The organism is Ventrimonas sp., assembly GCF_048380235.1.
Lineage (GTDB): Bacteria > Bacillota > Clostridia > Lachnospirales > Lachnospiraceae > Brotaphodocola.
Window position 1 is genome coordinate 1 of the sequence record NZ_DBFCCJ010000016.1, and the last position, 24,915, is coordinate 24,915.

The window sequence follows — 24,915 nt, forward strand, 5'->3', positions numbered from 1 at the left end:
GACCGGAGCGTTTTTATATGATAGGATGCAATTTCCTATCATATAAAAAATCCACCGTACTGTTATTGTACGGTGGATCCTATGGGATAACCATTAACTAAAGGTTAGGTTTTTTTATTCTGCTGCCTCCCACTCAACTTGTAGCTGCACTGCTCATAGATCGTTCTTATCACTTTTTCCATATTCAGCGGCTTAGCCAGATGGGCATTCATTCCCGCTTTATAGCACTGTTCCTGATCTTCCTGGAAGGCATTCGCAGTCATGGCAATAATTGGGATTGTTTTCGCATCTTCGCGCGCTGCTGCCCGGATGGCTTCTGTCGCAGCCAACCCATCCATCACAGGCATCATGATGTCCATAAGAATGGCATCAAAATAATTGCATGGGTTTTCCTGAAAGGCTTTCACTGCCTGCAGGCCATTTTTTACGACCGTGATCTTTGCTCCTTCATCTGACAAAAGCGTTTCTGCTATCTCTGCGTTCAATTCGTTGTCTTCTGCAAGCAGTAAATTCAGGTTTTCTATGGTTGCTTCTGTTTTTTGCTCCTTTACACGGATTGGCGCCGAGGCAATTTTGAAAGGGATCCGTATGATAAAGCTTGAGCCTACGCCTTCTTCGCTCTTGATCTCAATACTTCCACCCATTTTATCGATCAGGCCCTTGACGATCGCCATTCCAAGCCCAACGCCCTGATACATGCTTCTTGCATCATCCTTTTCCTGAGAAAAAGGCTCGAAGATATGTTCCAGGAATTCCTTCCCCATGCCGATCCCTGTATCGGTAATCGTGCATTCATAGGTTGTGATCCCATCGACCGCTTCCGTATAACCTGACACGGTAGTGATCGTTCCGCCAGGCCGGTTATATTTGATACAGTTGCCATAGATGTTTAAAAATATCTGCCGCAAATGTACCGGACTTCCATAAAGAAATGGATACTGGGGCCACTGTTTATTTGACCGGAATTGCATCTGAATTCCTCTGTCCCTGGCCCGCTGCTCCATGATGACTATGATTTCATTCGTCAATTCGGTAAAATCTATGACTTCCTGTGTCAGTGGGATACTGCCTTCCTCAATCTTGCTCATCTGAAGCACTTCATTAATGAGAGACAATAAATAGTCCGCGGCTATCTGCATTTTCTTATGGTTTTCTTTTACCAGATCTATGTCGTCAAAATGATTCTCATTGATTTTCAGTAAGCCTGTAATACCATTAAGCGGAGTCCGCATATCGTGAGACATTCTGGACAGAAAAGCGGATTTGCTTTGATTTGCTTTCTTTTCACTTTCCAGTGCGATGGATTTAATCATAAAATCGTTCTTGTCCAGCATCAGATTCCAATGCTCAACAGTTCCGTCTGGTTTGCGAACCTTCTGTCCCCGATCTTCAATGTACTTATAGGTTCCGTCTTTGCAGCGGATCCGGTAGATCGTTGCGTAATGATCGGAGCGTGTATACTGATCCAGCGCGTCAGCAAGACCTCTCGTAATATCTTCGGGGTGAGCGAGTCCGAGAATGCTGCCCTGGCCTGCTTCTATCAGTTCTTCCGGTGTGTTGTAACCAAGCATATTTGCAAACTGTTCTGATACATATTTAAAGGAATACGTAGGATCATCATTGCTGATTTTTACACCGCCTGGTATAGAAACGGAAAACCAGTCCAATTCATTGCGAAGCTCCTGTGTCAGCTTTTCAATGATAGCCGTGTGCTTTTTTTCTTCTTCCAAGAGCTTAATATACTCCTGGTTTGATTTTTCCAATGCCCGTTCTTTTTCCTCCAGGCGGTAATGCTCTGTGCGGTCAAGTACATAGTTGACTGCTATGACATCACCGGTTTCCGCATCTCTGTACAGAGCCATGTGATCTTCTGCAAGCATGGGTTCAAAGGTTGCGGTACGGGTCCAGTAACGAAATGATATATGACGCTCTCCGTTTTCAAAACGCTTCAAAAGCCGTTCTCTGTCGAATTCCTTCAAAAAGTCGGAAAGACCCTCCTTCGGTATCGTTAATGCCCAGGCATCCACCAGACTCTGCAGACTGGAATCTTCCGGCAGGCCTAATTGCTCATTCAGGTTATATTGCCTGCCATCAATGACCTGGTACATGACGCCAGGCACATAGTTTTTGGTAAGGTTAATGACGCAGTACCCATCTGCGATCGCAAACACGGTCTCTTCTAAAAAACGGTTATTGATCATGCTTTTGCTCATACTAGTTTCTCTCCGAATCAGTGGATTTTTCGATGCCCGTTTTTATAGAAGGATCCGAATCACGAGCCATACAATTCCGATCAGCAGCAGAACTGCCGCAAACGCGGTAGAAAGTCCGAACAGAACTGCCCCCAGTGTGAGTGACAGGAGAAAACCGGCCAGACTTAACAGAGCTCCCAGAAGCGTTCCGCAAACACGCAGGGCCAGACCGACACATTTAAAAATCAGCACTAAAAATACTACAGCAAACAGTATCGACATAATCGCAATCTCACCTCCTGTACGTTTTTGCTATAAAATCCCTTGAATTATATCTGTTTTTTCCAGAAATGTAAATGTTCAGTTTAAATATTGCGCAAAACTAAGGTTTTGCGCAATGATAGGAGCCGTATTTCGAATGCATGTTCTATTTTTTGAGCATTTTTCTGCCTGATTTTTAAATTGTATTTATAATTTGAATATTTATCTGACATTATTTTCATGCTTTCGCGCTTGCCATTCTACGCTTTTTGATCTGATATCGCATTACACAATACTATGTATAGCATATATCTGTATAGAATGGTATAGCAATCATAATTGGAAATTTCACTTCTGTTTGACGGAGTATTTGCCTTGTGTTATACTGTTTTCAGGAGGATGACGACATGAAAGAAGAAAAGACTACAAAAGAAAGCAAACAGGTGAACTTCCGCATTGATCCGGATTCCGCGGAAGCATTCCGCCAGTTCTGCACCTCTCATGGAATGAACCAGGCACAGGGCTTTGATCATCTGATGCAGATCCTGGAGCTGAACAATGCCAAAGCTGCTACTCCTGGCCGTATCGTAGAAATAGAAAATTTTGAACGGCTTCTGAAAGAAATTTTATCGGCATATATCAACAGTATTGAACTGAGCAGCAATGCTGAGCTGCGCGTACAGGAACACTTCCGGTCTGATTTAAAACGGAAGGATCAGACGATTGATGAACTGAGAGAACAAATAAAACTCATGGAGACAGAAAAGAAGGATTCGGATACTGCCACAACTGCCCTGCGTGAGGAACAAAAGCATCTGCAGGAACAGGCTCAGTATGCCATCGAACAGATGGAGGCTGCAAAAAAGGCCGCCTCAGACCGTGAAGAAATGAACCGCATTCTGCAACTGCAAAATCAGGAGCTTCAGCAGAAATTGGTCCGGTATGACGCCCTGAAAGAAGCTGAGAAACAGGCTCAGAAAGAAGCTGCTGTGCTTCAGTTGAAAATCCGGGAGCTTCAGCAGACTCTGGAGCATGAAACCGGACAGAAGAAAAATCTGGAGCAGATTGCCACGCAGGCGCAGCAGCAGGTCCGCGAAATGGAAAACCAGAGACTCGAGGACCGGATACTGCTTGCAGATCTGAAGCGGCAGCTTTCCGATAAGGATTCCGACACCCAGGCTATGTTAAAGCAGGTGCGGATGCAGGCAGAGCTGGAGCAGGAACGGGCCGTGATCGCAAAGGAACGGGAAATGCAGGAGGAGCTGAGACAAGCGGATCGTGAAACCGTACGGCTACAGGCAGAGCTGGAGCAGCTACAGCTGCAGCTGACCCGGGAAAGCACCCCAGAACAGCATACAAAGCAAATTTCGGAAATGCCAGACACAGGTATCACAGCAGATGCTGCTGCCCAAAATACCGGAAGGGAGTAATACGTCATGACAGAATTGCCGTACCATGAACAGCGTGACCGCAAAAATGAGGCTAAGCTGCAGGAGCTGCTTTCTGCTCTCCCACTCTTCTGCGCGGATTTTTTCCGCGGAATTGAGCCGTCCACATCTTCCATGACAAGGCTTTCTTACGCCTATGACATCGGCATGTTTTTTGACTTTTTAACCAGCAGACACGCCACCGGTTCCCCCTCAATATGCACAGAAGCTAAACCAGAAATCCGCTCTTTCGGATTATCTGCCAAAGATTTCACCATGAAACAGTTCCGCCAGATCTCCGTCACTGATCTGGAACGTTATCTGGAATACCTGAAGTACCGTCCAGATGACCCGGACCATCGAAACACCAACAAAGAGCAGGGAATCAAACGGAAATTTTTCTCGCTAAAGAGTTTCTTTGGTTATTTCCAGCGCACTGGTCAGATTACGGTCAATCCCACCTTATCCATGCAGGTGCCAAAGATCCGGGAGAAAGAGATTGTCCGGCTCAACCAGAAGGAAATCAAAGAACTGCTAAAAGAAGCAGAAAGCGGTGCCGGATTATCTCCCAGACAGAAGCAGTTTCATCAGAAAACAAAGGTGCGGGACTGTGCCCTCCTCGCGCTGATGCTTGGAACCGGTATCCGTGTATCGGAATGCGTGGGCTTAAATTTGTCGGATGTAGATATAAAAGAACAGGGAATTCATATCCACCGGAAAGGCGGAAAAGAAGCAACCGTCTATTTTAGCGATGAGGTTGCGCAGTATTTAGAACGGTATCTGGAAGAACGCAGAACTCTATGCCCAATTGAGAGAGGGACAGGCACACAGGATGAACCGGCGCTTTTCCTTTCCCTTCGCAAGAAACGCCTGACTGTGCGCAGCGTGGAATATCTGGTGAAGAAATATGCGTCTGTGGCAACACCGAAGAAAAAGATTACACCGCATAAGCTGCGGAGCAGCTACGGCTCCGCCCTTTATGCGAAAACAAATGATATTTATCTGGTTGCCGATATTCTCGGACACAATGATGTGAACATTACCAGAAAGTTTTACGCCGCCATCGAAGAGGAACGGCGCAAAAGCGTAAAGGACATTGATATCGTGTAGCGTAACATTTAACAAAGAACTGCATTTATGCGTGGAGGAATATACATGAAACGACGAATCTCTGAAATACTATCCGCTTCCACTGGTGTACTGAAACAGGTGGCAGCGCTTACTGCAGCTGTCTTCGTGTTTGCAGCGGCTTTTGCTGCTCCGTCCTTTGCTGCCTCTTCCTATGATAATCTGGCAGTGGCCAATGTTAAAAATGAGCCTCTGAATATGCGGACCAGCCCTTCTGTTGACGCAGAAATCATCGGAAAATGCTACCGTGGCTCCGGAGGAACGGTTCTTGACCGGAAAAACGGCTGGACAAGGATTCGCTCTGGCGGGCTTGAGGGCTGGCTGAAGGATGATTATCTTCTGTTCGGCAAGGACATCGAGCCGCTTGCAAAGGAGCTTGGGCTTTTGAGAGCCAAAGTCACTGCAGTTACATTAAATGTGCGTGAAACCCCTTCCACGGATGCCGTAATCGTAAAACAGGCAGCCCAGGGGGAATCGTTTCCGCTCCTGGAATCCTCAGACGGCTGGATCAAGGTCCAGCTTCAGGCTGACGCAAGCGGCTATATCTCGGCGGAATACGCGAAAGTCATACCGGTTCCGGGAACTGCGGTCGATGCAAAAAAAGAAGCGGCTGCTCTTCATTCCGGAGCAAAGGCACAAGCAAAACCTGTTTATGTGATTTCCGCAACAGATGATGAGGTCTATCTGCTTGCAGCCTGCACGGCCATGGAAACCGGAAATGGCTCCTATGACGCCCAGCTTGCCGTTGCAAGCTGTATCATCAACCGCGTAAAATCCAAAAGCTGGGGAAAATCCATTTCCAGTGTCATCTACGCAGACGGTCAGTTTCCCGGCGCGTCTTCCGGTCTGCTCGACAGCTTTCTGGCTCAGGGACCGTCCAAAACTGCGCTGAAGGCCGCAAAGGACGCACTTAGTGGTTCCAATAATATCGGAGATTACCTTTATTTTAATTCTACCAAACGGATTTCACCGGAAGATTATTCCTCGCATAAGATTGTCGGCGGAAACTGTTTTTACAAAAAATAGCGGCTGCGCCAATGGCGCCTCCGCTATTTTTGATTCATTTATTAAAAGGATACTTCCTTTTCTTTCTGCTTCCGTTCCCGGAATTCCGTTTTGATTTCCGAAAGAAGTTCCGGTCGTTCCAGAATATCCTCACAGGTTCCGGCAAGAATTTCTGCGCCGGACCGAAGTGCCTCATGTGCTTTTTCTGTTTTTCCGGCTTCCAGATATTCTTTAGAATGTGCCGCAGTTCCCTCCGGGACAAAAGCGGTCCGGATACAGCAGCCCGGAACATCATACATTACATTTCCAAAGTCTGTAGAGCCCGTTTTTTCTCTTGGTCCGGCAAGCTGCGGAGCTTTAAATTCCTCAGCATTTTCCATGATCAGATTGTTTAATGTCATGCATGGGATTTTGGCCTGGAACGGATAGCTGCGCTCAATCTCACAGGTAGTTCCGGTCATAAGACAGGCACCCTTTAAAATATCCTGAAATCTGGGAACAATTACCTTTTCCAGATAGTCTGTACTATAAGAGCGCAGCGTATATTCAGCTTTTGCCCTTCCCGGGACAATGTTGGACGGTCCGCCGACATCGAGGATTGTGTAATGCATACGGGAATCTTCCAGCAGATGTTCCCGCAAAAATTCACCTTTTATCAGTATATGCGGAATTTTCACTATCCGAAGCCGGTGCGCTGCTTTCGGATCGGCAATCCTGCCATGAAAACAGGCTACTCCATCGTCACATTAAAAGGCAAGCAGGTCATTGCCCCCCATGGAAAGACTGATTACACTGTTTCATCAGTTTTCTTAGGGTTTTTGTCCCATCCTCGCTTATGCGTGCCGGCTCAGGAGCGGGCGGCCGCATAAGCTTCTTCAAAGAGAGTTTCCTGTGCGTTCAGGCAGGAATCGCCGTCCGGCTCTATTTTGTAGCTGCCGTCCGGCTGCTGTACCCTGGCCTTAACATTATCGCTCATCATAGTTAAAAACATTTCACGGATCCGGCATTTTAAACCGTTGTCATATACCGGTACAGCCACCTCAACCCGGCGCAGCGTATTTCTTGTCATAAAATCTGCGGAGGAAATATAGATGCTGTCGCGCTCCGGCGTTCCGAATATATAGATTCTGGAATGCTCCAGATAACGTCCTACAATACTGCGTATCTGTATGTTTTCCGTTTTTCCCGGGACTCCGGATTTCAGGCAGCAGATTCCTCTTACGACCATTTCAATCTTTACACCTGCTTTTGAGGCTTCTACCAGCTTGTCAATGATGCGTTTATCGGTAAGAGAATTGATCTTAATGCCAATGTACGCCGGTTTTCCGGCCAAAGCGGTCTGAATCTCCCTGTCGATCATAGAAAGAACAGGCTCCTGAAGGCATTTCGGGGCAACCAGTAATTTTTCTGATTTTTCTACCGTGTCACCGATCAGGATGGACTGAAATACACGCAGCGCGTCCTCTCCGATTTCCGTATTTGCGGTAATCAGGGAAAGATCTGTGTACATGCGGGATGTTTTTTCATTATAATTTCCTGTACCAACCTGCGTGATATACTGGATATTATTTCCGTCTTTTCTGGTTATAAGGCACAGCTTAGAATGAACCTTCAGACCATCAATACCATATACGACATGGCAACCCGCGTCTTCCAGGCGGCGGCTCCACTCAATGTTGTTCGCTTCATCAAAGCGCGCCTTTAATTCCACCAGCACGTCTACCTGTTTGCCGTTTTCAGCTGCTTCTACCAGTGCCTCCACAACTTTGGAATTCTTTGCCAGACGGTATAAGGTCATTCGGATAGAAACTACCTTGGGGTCATTGGCTGCTTCTGACAGCATATTTAAAAACGGCCGGATGCTTTCATATGGATAGGAAAGCAGGACGTCATGATCCAGGATCTGCGGAATGACCGGGCTTGCGGAATCCAGCTGGGAGGTAGCCTGCGGAAGCCGTTTCGGAAATACAAGATCCGGATTTTTACGGAGTACATCTTCCAACGCAAACAGGAAAGACAGATCCAATGGCGCTTTGGAATAAAAAACCTGATCCTTGGTCAGTTCCAGATAATTACAGACGGTATCCATCATCTTTGGGGCTATATCTCTGGTCAGTTCCAGACGCACCGGCGCCAGCTTTTTCCTTAATTTAACGACCTGGGCCATCTGATCCCGGTAATTCAGATCCTCATCATAAACCTTGTTCACATCAATATCTGCATTTCTGGTAACTCTCAGCACCGATTTTTCCAGTACTTTATAACCGGAAAAGGCAGCCGGGAGGAAATGCAGGATCAGCTCTTCCAATAGCATGTAGGTAGATTCCAGTCCGGGAACCGGGATCAGCCGTGAGATCATCTCATTGCTGCACGGAATGATTCCAATCTTTTCTTTTCCGCTTTTGGTACCAAGAATTGCAAGTGCATAGATTTCCTGTCCTTTTAAAAACGGAAACGGCTGTTTACGACCAACGATCATGAGAGAAAGCAGCGGAAGTACTTCCCTGCGGAAATAATCTTCCAGATATTTTCCGTCTGCCTTGCTCAGATCCCTGAATGAAACCAGGCGCACGCCTTCATTGGCCACCAGCTCCATGACATGGGTGTATATCGTATCCTTTCTGTCGTTTAAGATGTTGACCCGCTTTAAAATGGCATCGATCTGTTCCTGTGGTGTCATGTTCGTCTTGTTTTCCCTGTTGTCGCCCGGCAGTAATTTCATATCTTCCAGGGAGCCGACACGGACCATAAAAAACTCATCCAGGTTGGACTGATATATTGAAAGAAAGGACATGCGTTCACAAAGCGGAACCTTCTCATTTTCTGCTTCTTCCAGCACGCGTTCGTTAAATTTCAGCCAGGATAATTCGCGGTTGACGTAAATGCTGGTATGTTTATCTTCTACAGTGTTTGGTTTTGCAGCCATGTTAATGTCTCCTGTTGTTACGGGATGCCTCCCGTGTTTTACTATGTAACAATAGATTTTTCCGATCAGTTTCCAAAGCAAATCCCTATCTCCTTTGCCTGTGCGATCATTTCATGCTCTGGCGGTACTGTTTTCAGCTTGCCGCTTACTTCCTCCAGCGGCACTGCAACCAGCTTGCCATCCCGTAAAGCTACCATAAATCCATATTGTTCTTCCAGGATCAGCTGAGCAGCAAAGGAGCCAAGACGTGATGCCAGAACCCGGTCATATGCATTGGGGCTTCCTCCCCTCTGTGTATGTCCCGGTATGGTAATGCGAACCTCCTGTCCGGTTTCAGCGGCTAGCTGATCTGCGATTTCATATGCAATGGATGGATAAGCATTTCTGGATTTTTTCTTTTTGTATTCCCTTTTGGTCAGGGCTGCATCTTCTTTGGAGATTGCGCCTTCCGCCACGGCCAGAATGGAAAAATGCTTTCCGCTCTCCGTACGCTGTTTCAGCGCATCGGCTACCTTGTGGATATCATAGGGCAATTCCGGCAAAAGAATGACATCGGCTCCTCCGGCAATTCCGGCATGAAGGGTAAGCCATCCTGTTTTATGTCCCATCACTTCCACAATAAAGATCCGGCTGTGGGAAGCTGCCGTCGTATGGATGCAGTCAATAGCATGTGTTGCGATATCCAGGGCACTGTGAAAACCAAACATCATGTCAGTTCCCCAGATATCATTATCGATGGTTTTGGGAAGGGTAACCACGTTGAGGCCTTCCTGCTTTAACAGGTTGGCAGTCTTGTGCGTTCCGTTTCCGCCAAGGATCACAAGACAGTCCAGCTTCCATTTGCGGTAATGATTCTTCATGGCCTTGACCTTATCCAGCCCCTGCTCATCCGGAACATGCATCTGCTTAAAGGGTTGTCTTGAGGTTCCGAGAATGGTTCCGCCAATCGTCAGGATCCCGGAAAAATCGGAAGGCTTCATCTTTTTTCTGTTTCCATAGATCAGGCCCTTATAGCCATCTAAAATTCCATAAATCTCAATCTCGGCTTCTTTTTCATACAGCGCCTTGGCAACTCCGCGCATAGCCGCATTTAAGCTCTGGCAGTCGCCGCCGCTGGTCAGGATTCCGATTTTTTTCATTGTATTTCACTCCGGTTTTTATAAGTTTTCTCGTAAATTTTGAGGATTTGCTCTTCTGATAAATTTTGCACCGGATTCTCTGCCTGTACCAGGATCGCAATAGCATCTTTCCCGATGACCTGGGTGTTCAAAAGTTCTTTTTCGTAATCCTTCAGCGAGCGGGAAGTCATAGCCAGATCGCAGGAGCCCTCTAAGGCTGCATTCAGACCGGAGGTGGAATCGGTTGTCTCGATCAGGATCTGCACGTGCTTATTATATTTCTGATAATCCTCTGCAAGTGATGTCAGAATCGGAGCTGCTGAAGAAGAACCGTTTATCCGGATGGTTCCAGATGACTGGTCTGAAAGAAAGGTATTTGTTTTTCCTGCCGGGACACAAAACTGTTCTACAATCTGCTGCCCTGCCGTTTTGATATAGGCAAGAAAATCCGATTCGGCCTCACTCAGCTCACCGGTGTAAGCCAGTAAATACTCCCTGCACAGCGGATAGGTTCCGTTTTTGATCGTGTCTGCTGACGGCTGAATTCCCTCCACGGAAAGAATCTTCGTTTTTTTATATCCTTTACAGAACTGAATGCTGCATAACCAATTGCGCCTTTGGAAGCTGAAATCTGGTTTATCACATTTTCCGTGGAATCCGCTTCTGTATCAGAAGCATTTTGCTGCAGATGGATCAGATTTTCAAATTCCGCTTTTGTTCCGGAACCGTCTTCCCTGGAAATGGTGGTAATAGCTCCAAGGCCGGACAGATCCGGCAGTTCAGTCTGTTGCCGGCATCCGCCAAGAAGCAGGGCAATTCCGGCTATTGCCAGAAGCGATGCGATGCTGTCTGTCCGTCTCATTCTGCTGTGCCTCCTGTTTTATACTGATCCTGTTCAGCATTGTTCTGATACAATTTCTGGAAGGAGATGTTATCCATTGCCTCCTCGGAAATGCTGACACAGTTGTCTGCAATACGGTCAATATTGTAGAGCATATTAGAATACTGCATGGTCAGATCGGAAGAACAGGTATTTTTCTTGATACGTGCCATATGAGCCTTGTTATTCTGCTTCTGAAGCTTACGGATTTTGTTTTTATCCTTGGATACTTTTGCTACAATATCCTTATCTCCATTTTCCAGAGCCTGCATGGCAGTCACAAACAGATTTTTCAGTGTTCCGATCCCTGTCTCCAGCTCATGCAGGGCCTCTGCGGAAAAGACGCCGCCATGCTCCTGGGAAAATTCAGCCACCGTACCGATTTCCTTGCAGCGATCAGCAATACGGTCAATGTTGTTGTTGATGTAAAGCAGACCTGCTGCCTGTTCGGACTGCTGTTCGGTCAGGGTACCGCTGGCAAACATTTTTACAATATAACCGCCAATCTGTTCCTGAAGCTTCTTCACCGCAAAATGCATCTCTTTAAAATCCTGATACGCTGCCAGTGGTTCTTTTCCCACAAATGCAAGCTTCATGCTCTCCATCATCTGCTTGGTAAAATCAGACACACGCTTGATCTCCTCAGAAACCAGATACAGAGCCGCTGCAGGCTGTGTCAGCACACGGTTTTCCAGGAATTGCGGTTCAAAGGTCTGGCGCTCCTGCTGATCCTGCCCGCGTACCAGACAGGTGACGATCTTTACCATAACCGGGATTAACGGAAGCCATATCAGAGTGCAGACAATATTGAAGGTCGTATGCGCATTTGCGATCTGTCTGGAAATCACGTCCAGCTCCGGCCCTTTTGGAGAAATAAAACGTACAAAAGCCGCCAGTACCGGAATCATAAATAAAAATACAATACTTCCCGTAATATTAAAAACGCTGTGAGCCAATGCAGTTCTTTTTGCGTTTTTGGACTGGCCGATTGAAGCAAGAAGGGCGGTGATCGTGGTACCGATGTTATCACCCAGAAGGATCGGAATCGCTCCGGTGAGTCCAATGACACTGGTTATTCCATCCGGACCGGCCTGAGATGCGAAATTCTGAAGAACAGCGATGGTTGCGGAACTGCTCTGTACAACAAGCGTCATGCCTGCACCAAGCAAAACACCAAGAACCGGAATATGGGAAACCTTCCCCATCATGTCTACAAAAAACGGACTGCTGGCAAGTGGTTTCATAACAGTACCCATAATTTCTATACCTTCAAAAAGCAGTCCGAAAGAGAAAATAACCATACCGATATTTTTAATTTTTTCTTTTTTGCTGACAAAATTCAGAAGAAAACCAATAAAAATAATCGGATAAATATAATTGCTGATCTTAAATGCCATCAGCTGGGCCGTCATGGTCGTACCGATATTGGCACCGAAAATAACGGAAATGGCCTGAGGAAGACTCATCAGGCCAGCACTGACAAATCCGATCACCATGACAGTGGTGGCGGAGCTGCTCTGTAAAACTGCAGTTACCAATGCTCCTGCCAGAGCTCCCATCACTGCATTTCTGGTAAGAAAGCTGAGTATCTTTTTCATTCCCTCTCCAGCGGCCTTCTGAAGCGCGTCACTCATGCTGTTCATGCCATATAAAAACAGGGCAAGACCACCGATGAGGCCAAAAAAGATCTTTACGTTTTCATTCATGTTTTCCTTCTCCTTTGTACATACTCGAAAATTCATTTACTCATCCTTTTCAGCATATACCAGAAGCATGGATTTCTCTACCGCGCCGCAGTTAAGAGAATGTTAAATCCATGTAAAATCAGCAAAGCTTGCTTCCATTTGCCACCAGGCGGAAACGGCAGCCCAGACACTCCGCGGCCCTTTTGCACATGATCATGCGCTCAAGAAAAATCTCAAAATAATCCATCAGGCTGCAGATGGAATCATCCAATTCCAGATTCATCTGGATCAGACGCTTTTCCCGGTCAATTTTAAGACTGGAAGAAAGTGCCGCATAATTTACACGGTCGTGGATATCGAATTTGGCTTTGTTGGGATTCTGTACCCGGTTTCTTCTGACATCTGTTTTATCAGCAAGGATCAAAGCGGCTGAGACCGGATCGATGGCCGTTCCGGTGCCCTCATCATGATGTCCGATGGCAGCAGTGACCGTAAGGATCTGTTCCAGCTCCATATTGCGTTCTTTTAAGATTCCGTAAGCCAGAATTGCTCCGCTGTGCGCATGGTCGTGACGGTTTACACTATTGCCAATATCATGCATATATCCGGCAATTTTTGCCAGTTCAATGGTTCTCTTTTTGTATCCCAGCTCTTTTAAAATCATACCGGCGGTCTCCGCCGCTTTTGCCGCGTGTTTCCGCGAATGCTCCGTATAGCCAAGCTCCCGGAGAACCTCATTTCCCTTTTCAATCAGTAAATTAATTTCTCTGTCTTTTCGGATTTCTGTAATATCTGGTTTCATGTAGATTTTTCTTCCTTCTTTTTTTCCTTTTCAAATGCGTTACAGACGTTTGCATGCATCCAGGGCAAGCTCTGACCGTTCACATTCTTCCATATCCATGGTAATCTGCCAGCAAAGCGGACTGCCCTTCATATGTTCCGACGCATAAGATAATCCATTTGTCCGTTCATCTAAAAATGGCCGGTCAATCTGATTGGAATCTCCAAGGAGAATCAGCTTTGTACCTCTTCCAGCACGTGTGATAATTCCTTTTATCTGGTTTGGGGTGGCATTTTGTGCTTCATCAATGATCAGATAGGTTTTTTCAATGGAGCGGCCCCGAAGAAAATTAAGGGCTTCCGTCTGGATGAGCCCGCGCTCAAATAATTCCTCTATTTTTCCCTGAAGCTCCAACTCATCTTTGTAACGCTCTTCTTCATTTGAATCAATCAGCTGTTCCAGATTATCCATGATCGGACGCATCAGAGGAGAAATTTTTTCCTGCTCATCGCCGGGAAGAAAGCCAATATCGGAGTCAAACTGGACATTCGGCCGGCAGATCAAAATTCTGCGGTATTCTCCTGTCGGATGATTCAACAGTTTTTCCAGTCCGACGGCAAGCGAATAAAATGTCTTACTGGTACCAGCTACTCCTTTTACAATCACAAGCGGTGCTTTCTCAGCAGGCTGCATCAGTGCTTCCTGCAAAAAATACTGTCCGGTATTGCGTGGGGAAATTCCATAGGGTTTCGTCTTTCGATAATCCAGCTTTTTCAAATTGTCCCCCTCGACACGCGCCAGATGTGTTTTTTTAGCGGACTGATCCGCATGAATCGTAACAAATTGATTTTCAAAAAACGTTGCAGGCTGTTTTGTTCCGTCCGGGTTGCCGGAATATGCATAATCGCAGGGGATTCCCTTCTTTTTAAAGTCCTTGAACAATTCCTCCGGAACATAGGCCTCGGTACGGCCATGGTACTGCTTTTCATGTTCTTCCACTTGTTCTGCCATAAAATCCTGGGCAGAAAGTCCAACCAGCTGTGCTTTTAAACGAAGCAGGATATCCTTTGTAACAAGTGTGACCGGAATATCCTGGTTTTTGGTCAGTCCGAGGCATACTTGCAGAATCCGGTTATCTGCCATATTATCAGGAAGCTCAGGCGGAAGCTGCACATCAATAAAGTTTTTTTCAATTCGCAGGCTCCCGCCATTTTCTAACATAACTCCTTCCAGAAGATTTCCTGTCTGACAAAGATTTTCTAACCTGCGGATTGCTTTTCTGGCGTTTGCGCCCTTTTCACCTTCTGCTGTTTTCAAACGATCCAGCTCTTCCACTACGACAAGCGGAATAACAATCTGATTTTCTTCAAAGACATCCATTGAAGCCGGAGTCTGGATTAAAACATTGGTATCAAGCACGTAACATTTCATGTTTTGGATCACCCTCTCTTTTTGTATACAGGAAGTATAACGGTAAAATATGAGGTTTAAATTCTATCCAGTTAAAATTTATGTAAAAACAGCAAAAAAAGCCATTGCAAAACAGTTTTACAAATTCTGTTTTACAATGACTTTTCATTTTTTTGCGTTCAGTGCGCTGGCCTGATGATCCAGATATCTGATATTTTACACACCCTCTTCTATTCAGACATTTCTTCTTTCAGCAGCAAGTCTTTAAAAATCAAACGAAGAATCCAGATTGCCAGGATCGTGGTTCCGATGTCAGCTAACGGCTGTGCGATCTGGATACCAAGAATGCCGATGGCCGGTGTCAGGATCAGAAGCAGTGGGATCAGAAACCACCCCTGTCTTGCGGTGGAGACCACTGTAGCCCAGGTGCCATATCCCATGGACTGCGGTGTCATATTGCCCATAACAGTGATACCCATGAGCGGCAGCGTGCAAAGCTGCAGGCGGAGAGCCAGTGTACCGATCCGGATCACATCCATATCATCCTTGCGGAATACTGCCACAATATTGCCGGAAAATATAAGGCCGATCACGGCAAATACAAAAAGAACGGCTGTACTGACCTTAATACAGAACACACAGGCCTCTTTCACACGTCTGTACATGCCTGCTCCGAAACAATAGCTGCAGACCGGCTGGAACCCCTGTCCAAAACCGATCATGGCAGAGCCGACAAACATCATAAACCGGTTGACAATGGACATGGCTGCAATCGCTGCGTCACCGTAGGGCTGCGCCATGATATTCATGATGATCGTTGCTACGCTGGCAATGCCCTGACGTCCCAAGGATGCTATGCCGCCGTATAGAATTTGTCCATAGAGTCTGAGCGTTGGGCGGAACTTTCGGATATCAATCGAAATGCAGTCCTTGCGAAGGTTGCACATGGCAAGCAGAATGCAGAAGCTGACAAACTGCGAGATTCCGGTAGCCAGCGCCGCTCCTGCCGTTCCCATATCCATGCCGAAAATAAAAACCGGATCCAGGACAATGTTTAAAATACCGCCGGTGGTAATGCCGACCATGGCAAAAAGGGCTTTCCCCTGGAAACGCAGGATATTGTTCATGATAAAGGATGTCATCATAAACGGTGCCGCAAGTAAAATGTAGGAAGCATAGGCTTCTGCGTAAGGCGCGATGGTCACGGTAGATCCCAACATCATAACCAGCGCATGGATATTGGCCGTGCCAAGCACGGTAATGACAAGTCCCATGCCGAAGCCGGTAAAAAAACCGATGGAGGCAAGCTTCTCCGCCAGTTCTCGGTTTCCGGCACCGATCAGTCTGGCAATGTAGTTGCCGGAGCCAATGCCGATCATAAAGGATAATGCCTGGATGATGGCCATGGCAGAAAAAATAATGCCCACTGCACCGGAGGCGCTGGTCCCGAGCTGACTTACAAAAAAAGTATCCGCCATGTTGTAGATGGAAGTCACCAGCATGCTGATGATGGTCGGAACGGCCAGCTTCGAGATCACGCGTCCTACCGGCGCATGGGCCATTTCATAGTACTGGTCATGTGTTTCTTTCGTCTGTTCCATGATAATATCTCCTGTCGAGTCGTAATGTCAGACAATCTCCTGATGTTGTCACTCGATTGCCTCGCCGTTCGCCATAACCGTGCCAGCACGTTTCCGGCTCTCTTGCGCTCGTTACATTATATCATCAATCAAACGATTGCGCCATGCCCAATCCATGTGATTCTTTTATTTTGCTTTTTTCTTTTTGATATCTCCCCATGCATAGATAACCAGGGCCAGTGCAATGACACCGTAGGAAATGAATACACGGAAGTACTCACCGATGGCCGCGTCACCGAACAGATTTTTTCCGGCGGACGGTGCAACGATGAATAAGAGGTGGAACAGGATACAGCCGAGAAGCGCCTGCCCATTGGTTGCTTTCTTAATGGAAGCGCCGCCTACCAGGATTGCCGCGCCTGCGTAAAGGCCGACCTGCTCATGGGCACCGTAGGTCTGGAAGGAGCCCATATTCTGTACGAAGATGAGCTGTCCCCATCCGGCCAGCACGGTGGAAATGATGATGGCGATCACGCGGACACGGTCTACGTTGATGCCGGCTGCGTTCGCCACGGTACGGTTCTGACCGACTGCGCGGAACTGCTGTCCGATGCGGGTTTTCATGATCGCGTTGTTGAACACGCATAACAGTGCCACGATCAGGAAGGTGACCATCGGTACGCTGACCATGGAAAATGCCGCAGTCACGAATGGAAGCTGCGCAATGATGGCAACTGCCACACAGATGCCGGTGCGGGTCAGCGCTTTCTTTTTGTCTTCCTTCTTTGTGGCAAGCTTCACCAGGCTCCACACAGCAATCAGTCCGCAGAGGATCAGTGCTGCAGTGCCAAAGGGTACGCGACACAATCCGTCCAGCGCGTATTTGAAGCCGCGCTCAGTGGAAAGGTCAATGGTATTTGCCACACCGGTGGAACCCTTGATGACCAGGCCCGGTGCCTTTAACGGAATCAGGTTTCCGAAAATGAACAGGAATAACAGCTGATACAGTCCGTTGGCGAAATAGCCGAGAATCAGGCCGCCGATCATCTCCTGGCCTTTCATCTTGTTCATCAGCTTACCGATAAGGAAACCGAAGAAGGCTGCGATCGGCATGGTGATGGCCATGGCAGTCAGGAATCCGGCAAGGCCGCTGATGCCCCACTCAATGACCCACAGCGCCGCGATCTGGGCCGCCATGGCGCCGATGGTGATGGCAAAGTTGATTCCCATGCCGGCAATGATCGGAATGATCAGAGCCAGAACAATAAAGGAGTTTCGGCTTAAACGTCCAAACAGCTCATACATCACATAAGAAACCGTCTGTCCGGAGCATACCAGACCGATGAGGCACAGTACGACGAACATCACGGTAACCGCATTTTTCTGCAGAATTTCACGAAGATCCCATTTATTACGCACGAGACTCACCTCCTGACTTTGTAAGCGCATATAGAATGATTCCGTTGGAGATCAGGATACGAAGGGTCTCTGAGATGGTGGAACCCGGAACCAGCACGTTGGCTACCGGCATGCCCAGCGTCAGAACGCCCTGGAATAAGAACGTACCGATCAGAACGTGGCTGATCTTACAGCGGGTGGTGGATGCGCCTCCGATCAGGATTGCGGATGCGGCGATAAAGCCCATCTGGCGCGGTGCGGTGTAAAGCTGCATGAAGCCGTAGCTCTGGGAGTATACCAGAATTCCCACAGCGCCCAGCACGGTGGAAAGAACGGTTCCTACAATACGCATGCGGTCTACGTTGATGCCGACGGATTCAGCAAAGCGCGGGTTGTTGCCCACAGCCTGCATGGCCTGTCCGGTCTTGCTTCTGGAGAACAGCCATACCAGCGCGCAGCAGACTGCCATGAAGAGCAGCAGGCCGGTCGGAATGGTAAACTCTCCGATCTGGAATGCCAGAAAATCATTTAAGATGTGACGGAAGTTTGTTGAATCCAGGCCAATGGTATTACGCAGTCCGGTTCCCAGCGGCCAGCGCAGCTTCAGGGAATGGAACGGAAGCACCAGCCATGCGATACACATCAGGGAAACGATGGAAAATCCAACGTATGTAGTAACGGACATCTCGGAACCCTTCAGACGGTTTAACATCAGGGCGTATAAGTATCCGCAGACTGCAGCCAGTACAGAGCCTGCCACAATGGCAAATATGAAGCCGCCCCATCCCGGGATGCCAAGCTCAATGGTCAACAGGCCGCCGATGAGTCCTGCTACCAGACCGATCGGAAGGCCCAGGTTTAAGCTGATGCCGCACTGGATACCCGGCACCATAGCCAGAACCATGATGGCGTTCATGCCCATGCGGACCACAGTATTGCTTAACAGGGTAGACAAGGACAGGTCATACCACAGGGTCATAAAGCACAGCAGGATAAAGAATACGCCGATGATGACTCTTGGAATACCCAGCTTTGCCACCAGAACCTGATGGAATAATAACAGAAGTGCTACGACAATCAGGGCACATGCCAGATAGATCATATCGTCTGCACGGCGGATCAGACGCTGCGCAGTGGTCTCCTTCGCGCTGCTCTGCTCCATATAACGGTCATACTGGGTGGAGAAGCTGTCACCGGACTGGTACAGGATTCCCTCTACCGTCTCTTCCAGAGTTTCCAGCGCCTCATCCGTCAGGACCGGGTAGATTTTCTTCAACTCCGCTCCCACCTGGGCGTAGGTTGTTTTCGCTTCCTCCTGCTTTACAAGCATTTCCTCTGTCGGCTCAAAGCCGGACATATCCACAACAACTTCGTCGTCCTCCGGAACTTCCTGTCCGGCTGCCAGCATTTCCTCATGCTTCTGTTCCAGAGCCGCTTCCGCCTCTGCGTAATGCGCTTCCTCATAGGCGCTGCGCGCAGCAGCCTCTGCTTCCGCATAGGCCTTTACAGCTTCTGTGTAAACATCCACTGCCGCAGAAAGGTCTGCCGTTTCCACAGACAGGGAATCTGCCGCTGCGCCGCCCTCGTACTTCGCACGGGTCTCGGCCTCGGCCTTCTCTACTGCCTCACGGATGGCTGCCATGCCGCCGCCGGCTTCCTTGGCCTGTTTCTGGGCCTCCTGCTTGGCAATGGCTACATAGCTCTCTACCACGCTGTCACCGGTCGCGCTTAAAAGGGTCTGGATGCGGAGCTGCTGCAGGATTTCCTGGCCGGCTGCCCCGTTCTGCTTTGGTATGTTGATCAGGCCAAGTAGCAGACAGACGGCAGCAGCCGCAATGCAGAGAACCGCAATCATTTTCTGTATCTTCTGTTTCGTCATGCGTTCGTTCCCTCCTTTTCCAGATGTTCAGATGGCCGGATGCCGGACATGGCCAGACCGTAATCCGCGTCAGAAGCCTGCGGAGACAGGATGTCTACCAGCTTTCCTTCTGATACGATGGCAATGCGGTCAGACACACTCTTAAGCTCCTGAAGCTCGGAAGAAATGATGACCACCGTCATGCCAAGCTCCCTGTTTAAGCGCACCAGGGTTTCCAGCACCAGCTTTTTCGCACCGATGTCGATGCCTCGGGTCGGCTCAGATACGAACAGGAATTTCGGGGAGGTGCAGAGGGCTTTTGCGATGCAGACCTTCTGCTGGTTGCCGCCGGATAAGGTGCCGGAGTGCTGGGTCGGTCCAAAGCAGCGGATATCCAGGCTCTTGATATACTCCTCGGCAGTCTGGCGGACCTTCCTGCTGTCTACCAGGGTAAACGGTCCAATCTTTTTCAGATACTCATCTTTGATCTGCATGGAATTGAACACGATGTTGTCTTCAATGGAACGGTCCAGAAGCAGGCCCACGCCTTTCCGGTCCTCCGATACCATGGCCACACCGGCCTTCAGTACTTCCCGGGTATCCATGAGGTTCAGCTTTTCTCCAAACAGGGTAACCTCGCCTTCTACCTCATAAAGGCCCATGATGCCGTTGGAGATGCCAAGTTTTCCCTGACCGGCCAGTCCGCCGATCCCCAGAATCTCGCCCTCGATGACATCCAGCGACAGGCCGTTCACGCGTTCGCCCGGCATATTGACGTAAAGGTCTTTGATGCTCATGGCAACCTTGCCCTGCGGCACCGGACGCGGTTCTACCTCGGCCATAGACTCACCCTTGCGTCCTACCATCAGCTCCGCGATCTCACGGATGCTGGTATTCTTTGTCTCGCGGGTTGCCACCAGCTTTCCATCACGGAGAATGGTAATGTTGTTGGAAGCAGCCATAACCTCATCCAGACGATGTGTGATAAAGATAATGGCAATGCCGCTCTCCGCAATCTTCTTCATCACGGAGATAAGCTGTGCTGCCTCACTCTCGGTTAAAACGGCGGTCGGCTCGTCGAATACCAGAAGCTTCACGCCGGTCTTATCAATCTCTCTTGCAATCTCCACAAACTGCATATAGCCGACCGGGAGACCCTGTACCAGGGTGTTTTCGTCGATGGACATGCCCACATGATCCAGCGCGGTGCGCGCATCTGTCTGCATGGCCTTCATGTCCAGTCCTTCCAGGTTCTTGCCCAAAACGCGGCTAACTGGATTCGGACGGCAGATTTCACGGTTCAGTTTAATATTCTCCGTGATGGTAAAGCCCGGGAGCAGCATGAACTCCTGGTGTACCATGCCGATGCCCTTTTCCATGGCATCGTGGGGGGAAAGGATGCGCGTCTCCTCACCGTTTAAATAGACGCTTCCCTCAAATCCGCCGGTGCTGTGGATGACCGGCATACCGAACAGCACGTTCATCAGCGTGGATTTACCCGCACCGTTCTCTCCAAGGAGCGCATGGATCTCACCTTTTTTCACAGAGAGGGAAACGCCTTGAAGGACTGCGTTTTCCCCATACTGCTTACTAATGTTTTTCATCTCAAGAACATATTCTGTGTTCATGAAAAGCCCCTTTCTCTAAGATAGAAACAGGCACACCCGAAATCAATAGGGTATGCCTGTCTGCAGATTTCAGTCTTTTACTTTAAGTAATCGTTAAAATCAACCGGAGCAAGGAGAATTGTGTAATAGTTGTCAAATTCCTCGCCGTCCGCGTTCTTGTAGTTATTGATCTTGGCACCGTCAATCTTGGAGTTGAACAGCTCCTTCAGTTTCTCGGAATCATTATGGTCTGTGATCTCGCCGGTGATATAACCCTTTGCGTATTCCACACCAACCTCAATGATGGTCATAGCGACCGGAGATGCCCAGGTAGAGAAGCGGTCCACTGCGTCATGCTCTTTCAGCTTAGCCGCGATCTGCTCTAATGCCTCGGTGTCATCGCCGCCGATTGCAAGTTCCAGACCCAGAGTAGCCGGGAATGCATGATACGGGCTCGGGCAGCACGGCTGCGGATAATAAGCATTCGGCTCATCCAGGCACGCGGTCTGAAGAGACGGCTGCATACCACAGTTGGTGGTGAAGAAAGCTACTTTCTTGCCCTCGTATTTCTTTAACTGCTGCGGAACATCTTCCAGAATGAACTGCTGGGAAGCGGAAAGACCTGCCTCTGCAGTCGGATCCGGAGCGGTAACGTCTACCATTTCGATGCCAAGAGCCTCTGCGTTCTTCTTAAGCAGCTCATGACGTGCTACGATCAGCTCCATAGCCATGTGGCGCGGGAAGGAATAATGTACGAATACATCGATGCCCCACTCTGCGCATTTCTCCATGATGGTATCACCCTGCGCTGCCTCATCTGAATACAGTACGATGTCAGATGCTGCGGAGATAACAGCCGGATCTTCCTGCGGAGTACCCGCGATCAGAAGCATGTCGTCACGGCCCATCTCACGAACTTTGTCAAAACCTGCCTTTGCGCCAGGAACTGCCTGACACATCACAATAGCCTTTACATCCGGGTCGGACGCGAAGGATACGATCTGGGATACGGTGGTCTCCATCTCAGACATGAAGTTGTCCGGGTAAGTCGCGGTCACGATGTGCTCCGGTCCGTAGGTTTCCAGTGCACGCTCTGCCGCACGGAACTCCTCCTCACCCTGGGACACGGTACCGGTTAAGATAGCTACCTTCCAGTTGTCAGAGCCCTCGGATTTTGCAGCTTCTGCTGCCTCGGTCACAGCGGCCTCTGTAGTTTTCTCAGCTCCTGCCGGTGCTGCGGTTGTTGCCGTTGCCGAGCTTTGGCCGCCGCATCCGGCCAGTCCCATTGTCATGGCTGCTGCGGTTACCAGTGCCATAAGTCTTCTCTTTTTCATAGTATTCCTCCTTCTCCTTAACAGCTTTTGCTGCCCTGATTCCGGCCGCGCAGCTAATCTTATTCCCCCCTTGCGCGCCGGGTGCAAATCCCACCTTTTCTGTGTGCGTTTGTGGCTTACACTTGTCTGTAAGTGTAACACAGTATTCTCATTTACGCAAGTACATTTTATTAAAAATGTTATGTTTGACCATAAAAAGTATACCTGTTTCCGTAGATTTCACAGAAAAAAGTGAGGCAGATTCCCAAAAATGTTGAAAATCTGCCTCACTTTTCTCATAAGTGTGTCACTTTTTGTGCACAAATGTTGTGTTTTTGTTTATTCCTAACGGTTGGCCAGTTCCTCGGTAATGTCCTCCCAGGTCACTCCGCGCTCCGCCATCAGTACCATGACATGATACAGGAAATCTGAAATCTCATACTTGATTTCCTCCGGATCCGGGTTCTTGGCCGCAATGACGATCTCGGTGGCCTCCTCGCCGACCTTCTTTAAAATCTTATCAATTCCCTTATCGAACAGGTAGTTGGTGTAGGAGCCTTCTTTCGGATGGATCTTGCGGTCCTGGATCACGGAGAAGACATCCTCAAATACCTTAAGCGGGTTGGTTTCCCGATAGTCCTTTTCTGCCAGAGTCTGGAAAAAGCAGCTTCTGGAGCCGGTATGACAGGCCGCTCCGATCTGATGAACCTTTGCCAGGATGGTATCATTGTCGCAGTCCAGATGCAGGGACTTCACATACTGGAAATGTCCGGAGGTTTCCCCCTTTAACCACTGGCTCTTACGGCTGCGGCTGTAGTAGTGCATCTTGCCGGTACGCAGGGTGTCTGTGAAAGCCTGCTCGTTCATGTAAGCCAGCATCAGAACCTCCGAGGTCTTAAAGTCCTGGACAATGACCGGAACCAGGCCGTCAGCGTTTTTCTTGAAATCTTCCCAGGAAACGCTGCTCTTTAAAATATCAACGGAAATGCCAAGTGCGCCAAGCTCCTGCTTTTTCTCCATGTAATTTCCGTTTTCCGGCTTTTCATTTACCAGAATGATTCCGGCAGCAGGCTCTGCCTTGAGTTCTTTTGCGAGTGCTTCGGTTTCGCCGGATGAGCTCATGACATAATAGTGCATCTGCTCCTCCATGGTGCGGATCACCTCTGCGGCCTCCGGAAGTACTTCCTCTCCCAGAAATGCCATGGAGGCGCCAAGCTGGGCATATTCCGGAATGCGTTTTGTCTGTGCCGCGTCATTTAAACGGATGAAGATCTTCTCGCTGCCGAATCGGTCTGCCGCTTCTTTGATCATATCTACATTTTCCTCGACAGAGGCATCCAGAAATACGCCTTTAGCGCCTGCATAAAGATATTTCTTTACATCCTCCAGACGTTTTACCCGTCCGCCGGCAAAAATCGGAATGTCGATGGTTCTTGCCATTTTCCGGATCAGTCCGATGTGAAATTCATGCTCTTCATCCGTTTTTGAATTGTCCACAAATACCAGGCCATCCGCGCCATCGTTGCCGCATGCGGACGCATAGGAAAGAAGCTCCTCTTCCTGTTTTTCATCGCAGCAAAGCTGCGCCAGTAACCGTTTAAATTCTGCCATAGCTATTCTCCCTGTTCAAACCGCGCTACCGCATCCGGCAGGCTGATTTTTTTCTCATACAATGCTTTTCCGATGATGGCGCCTTTGATGCCGCACTCATGCAGACGGGCAAGATCGTCCATGCAGGATACTCCTCCGGATGCGATCACGTCCAGGCCGGTCTTTTCTGTCAGAAGCTTTGTGTACTCCACGTTTGGCCCGGTTAAGGTTCCATCCTTGGAAATATCCGTGTATACAATGTGTTTTACGCCAAATTCCTTCATCTGCTGACAAAGCTCCAGGGCGGAAAGGCTGCTGACCTTCTCCCAGCCCTCTACGGCAACCATACCGTTTTTGGCGTCCACACCGGCTACAATACGGTCTGCTCCAAAGGTTTCTACCAGCTCCTTCATAAATTCCGGCCGCTCTACGGCGCGGGTACCGATGATACATCGGGTAATGCCGAGATCCAGCATATTTTTTACCGCTTCTGCGCTGCGGATACCGCCGCCCAGCTCAATCGGTACGGAAACGCTGGATACAATGGCCCGGATGGCATCCTCGTTCACGGAATGTCCGGCCAGCGCTCCGTCCAGGTCCACAATGTGGAGAAAAGACGCCCCCTGGCTGACCCAGAGCTTTGCCATGTCAGCCGGAGTATCGGAGTATACTTTTACGTTATCAAATAATCCCTGTGTCAGGCGGACGCATTTTCCGCCCTTCATATCGATTGCCGGATATAACTGCATTGTGATC

The 24,915-nt window shown here is 48.7% G+C and carries 21 protein-coding genes; 4 read left to right on the forward strand and 17 right to left on the reverse strand.

What is annotated here, in order from left to right; translation table 11 throughout:
* Nucleotides 1-104 precede the first annotated feature (104 nt).
* The gene (locus tag ACMP1L_RS02250) at nt 105-2,213 is read right to left on the reverse strand and encodes a hybrid sensor histidine kinase/response regulator (protein WP_418451897.1); all 2,109 of its coding nucleotides are present in this window, start codon (nt 2,211-2,213) and stop codon (nt 105-107) included.
* Nucleotides 2,214-2,255: 42 nt separating this feature from the next.
* Nucleotides 2,256-2,474: a hypothetical protein gene (locus ACMP1L_RS02255; protein WP_118540522.1), complete on the reverse strand. Its 219-nt coding sequence runs from the start codon at nt 2,472-2,474 to the stop codon at nt 2,256-2,258.
* A 386-nt stretch (nt 2,475-2,860) separates the two neighbouring features.
* Here ACMP1L_RS02255 and ACMP1L_RS02260 point away from each other — a divergent pair, with 386 nt between their 5' ends.
* The 3 genes from ACMP1L_RS02260 to ACMP1L_RS02270 are packed head-to-tail and all read left to right on the forward strand — an operon-like array spanning nt 2,861 to nt 6,034.
* Complete coding sequence (locus ACMP1L_RS02260; RefSeq protein ID WP_177303620.1) at nt 2,861-3,883, forward strand: coiled-coil domain-containing protein; 1,023 nt, start codon at nt 2,861-2,863, stop codon at nt 3,881-3,883.
* Nucleotides 3,884-3,889: 6 nt separating this feature from the next.
* Entirely contained in the window at nt 3,890-4,990 is a 1,101-nt protein-coding gene (locus ACMP1L_RS02265; protein WP_118731680.1) for a tyrosine-type recombinase/integrase, read from the forward strand.
* Nucleotides 4,991-5,035: 45 nt separating this feature from the next.
* Nucleotides 5,036-6,034: an SH3 domain-containing protein gene (locus ACMP1L_RS02270; RefSeq protein WP_418451898.1), complete on the forward strand. Its 999-nt coding sequence runs from the start codon at nt 5,036-5,038 to the stop codon at nt 6,032-6,034.
* Nucleotides 6,035-6,075: 41 nt separating this feature from the next.
* Here ACMP1L_RS02270 and ACMP1L_RS02275 read toward each other — a convergent pair whose 3' ends face one another.
* Nucleotides 6,076-6,624 carry a zinc-binding metallopeptidase family protein gene (locus tag ACMP1L_RS02275; protein WP_418451899.1) on the reverse strand — a complete coding sequence of 183 codons (549 nt, stop codon included), beginning with the start codon at nt 6,622-6,624 and terminating at the stop codon, nt 6,076-6,078.
* On the opposite strand from ACMP1L_RS02275, the gene ACMP1L_RS02280 reads away from it, so the two are divergent.
* Nucleotides 6,619-6,882, forward strand: coding sequence for a hypothetical protein (locus ACMP1L_RS02280; RefSeq protein WP_207665286.1), 264 nt, complete (start codon nt 6,619-6,621; stop codon nt 6,880-6,882). The two genes, ACMP1L_RS02275 and ACMP1L_RS02280, sit on opposite strands and share 6 nt — an antisense overlap.
* Here ACMP1L_RS02280 and ppk1 read toward each other — a convergent pair.
* The 14 genes from ppk1 to hisA all read right to left on the reverse strand — a co-directional run bounded on the left by ppk1 (nt 6,861) and on the right by hisA (nt 24,908).
* Nucleotides 6,861-8,939: a polyphosphate kinase 1 gene (gene ppk1 / locus ACMP1L_RS02285; protein ID WP_418451900.1), complete on the reverse strand. Its 2,079-nt coding sequence runs from the start codon at nt 8,937-8,939 to the stop codon at nt 6,861-6,863. The genes ACMP1L_RS02280 and ppk1 overlap by 22 nt on opposite strands.
* 65 nt (nt 8,940-9,004) lie before the next feature.
* Complete coding sequence (locus ACMP1L_RS02290) at nt 9,005-10,078, reverse strand: 6-phosphofructokinase (RefSeq protein ID WP_418451901.1); 1,074 nt, start codon at nt 10,076-10,078, stop codon at nt 9,005-9,007.
* Nucleotides 10,075-10,611: a substrate-binding domain-containing protein gene (locus ACMP1L_RS02295; RefSeq protein ID WP_418451902.1), complete on the reverse strand. Its 537-nt coding sequence runs from the start codon at nt 10,609-10,611 to the stop codon at nt 10,075-10,077. Before ACMP1L_RS02295 ends, ACMP1L_RS02290 begins: the two co-directional genes overlap by 4 nt.
* Complete coding sequence (locus ACMP1L_RS02300) at nt 10,521-10,919, reverse strand: type 2 periplasmic-binding domain-containing protein (RefSeq protein WP_418451903.1); 399 nt, start codon at nt 10,917-10,919, stop codon at nt 10,521-10,523. Before ACMP1L_RS02300 ends, ACMP1L_RS02295 begins: the two co-directional genes overlap by 91 nt.
* A complete protein-coding gene (locus tag ACMP1L_RS02305; RefSeq protein ID WP_118731685.1) occupies nt 10,916-12,643 on the reverse strand; it encodes a Na/Pi cotransporter family protein in 1,728 nt (575 codons plus the stop codon). Before ACMP1L_RS02305 ends, ACMP1L_RS02300 begins: the two co-directional genes overlap by 4 nt.
* A 118-nt stretch (nt 12,644-12,761) precedes the next feature.
* Nucleotides 12,762-13,424 (reverse strand): HD domain-containing protein, encoded by a 663-nt coding sequence (locus tag ACMP1L_RS02310; RefSeq protein ID WP_418451904.1) that lies wholly within the window; start codon nt 13,422-13,424, stop codon nt 12,762-12,764.
* Nucleotides 13,425-13,463: 39 nt separating this feature from the next.
* The gene (locus tag ACMP1L_RS02315; RefSeq protein WP_418451905.1) at nt 13,464-14,834 is read right to left on the reverse strand and encodes a PhoH family protein; all 1,371 of its coding nucleotides are present in this window, start codon (nt 14,832-14,834) and stop codon (nt 13,464-13,466) included.
* A 209-nt stretch (nt 14,835-15,043) separates the two neighbouring features.
* Nucleotides 15,044-16,414: an MATE family efflux transporter gene (locus ACMP1L_RS02320; RefSeq protein ID WP_418451906.1), complete on the reverse strand. Its 1,371-nt coding sequence runs from the start codon at nt 16,412-16,414 to the stop codon at nt 15,044-15,046.
* Between the two features lie 165 nt (nt 16,415-16,579).
* A complete protein-coding gene (locus tag ACMP1L_RS02325; RefSeq protein ID WP_243025472.1) occupies nt 16,580-17,812 on the reverse strand; it encodes an ABC transporter permease subunit in 1,233 nt (410 codons plus the stop codon).
* Nucleotides 17,805-19,670 (reverse strand): ABC transporter permease, encoded by a 1,866-nt coding sequence (locus ACMP1L_RS02330; RefSeq protein ID WP_418451907.1) that lies wholly within the window; start codon nt 19,668-19,670, stop codon nt 17,805-17,807. Before ACMP1L_RS02330 ends, ACMP1L_RS02325 begins: the two co-directional genes overlap by 8 nt.
* Entirely contained in the window at nt 19,667-21,277 is a 1,611-nt protein-coding gene (locus ACMP1L_RS02335) for a sugar ABC transporter ATP-binding protein (RefSeq protein WP_118731690.1), read from the reverse strand. The genes ACMP1L_RS02330 and ACMP1L_RS02335 overlap by 4 nt, the downstream gene beginning before the upstream one ends.
* Before the next feature lie 77 nt (nt 21,278-21,354).
* A complete protein-coding gene (locus ACMP1L_RS02340) occupies nt 21,355-22,590 on the reverse strand; it encodes a DUF3798 domain-containing protein (protein WP_118731691.1) in 1,236 nt (411 codons plus the stop codon).
* Nucleotides 22,591-22,914: 324 nt separating this feature from the next.
* Nucleotides 22,915-24,180 carry a bifunctional phosphoribosyl-AMP cyclohydrolase/phosphoribosyl-ATP diphosphatase HisIE gene (hisIE, locus tag ACMP1L_RS14050; RefSeq protein WP_475544507.1) on the reverse strand — a complete coding sequence of 422 codons (1,266 nt, stop codon included), beginning with the start codon at nt 24,178-24,180 and terminating at the stop codon, nt 22,915-22,917.
* Between the two features lie 2 nt (nt 24,181-24,182).
* The gene (gene hisA / locus ACMP1L_RS02355) at nt 24,183-24,908 is read right to left on the reverse strand and encodes a 1-(5-phosphoribosyl)-5-[(5-phosphoribosylamino)methylideneamino]imidazole-4-carboxamide isomerase (RefSeq protein ID WP_418451908.1); all 726 of its coding nucleotides are present in this window, start codon (nt 24,906-24,908) and stop codon (nt 24,183-24,185) included.
* Nucleotides 24,909-24,915: the final 7 nt, after the last annotated feature.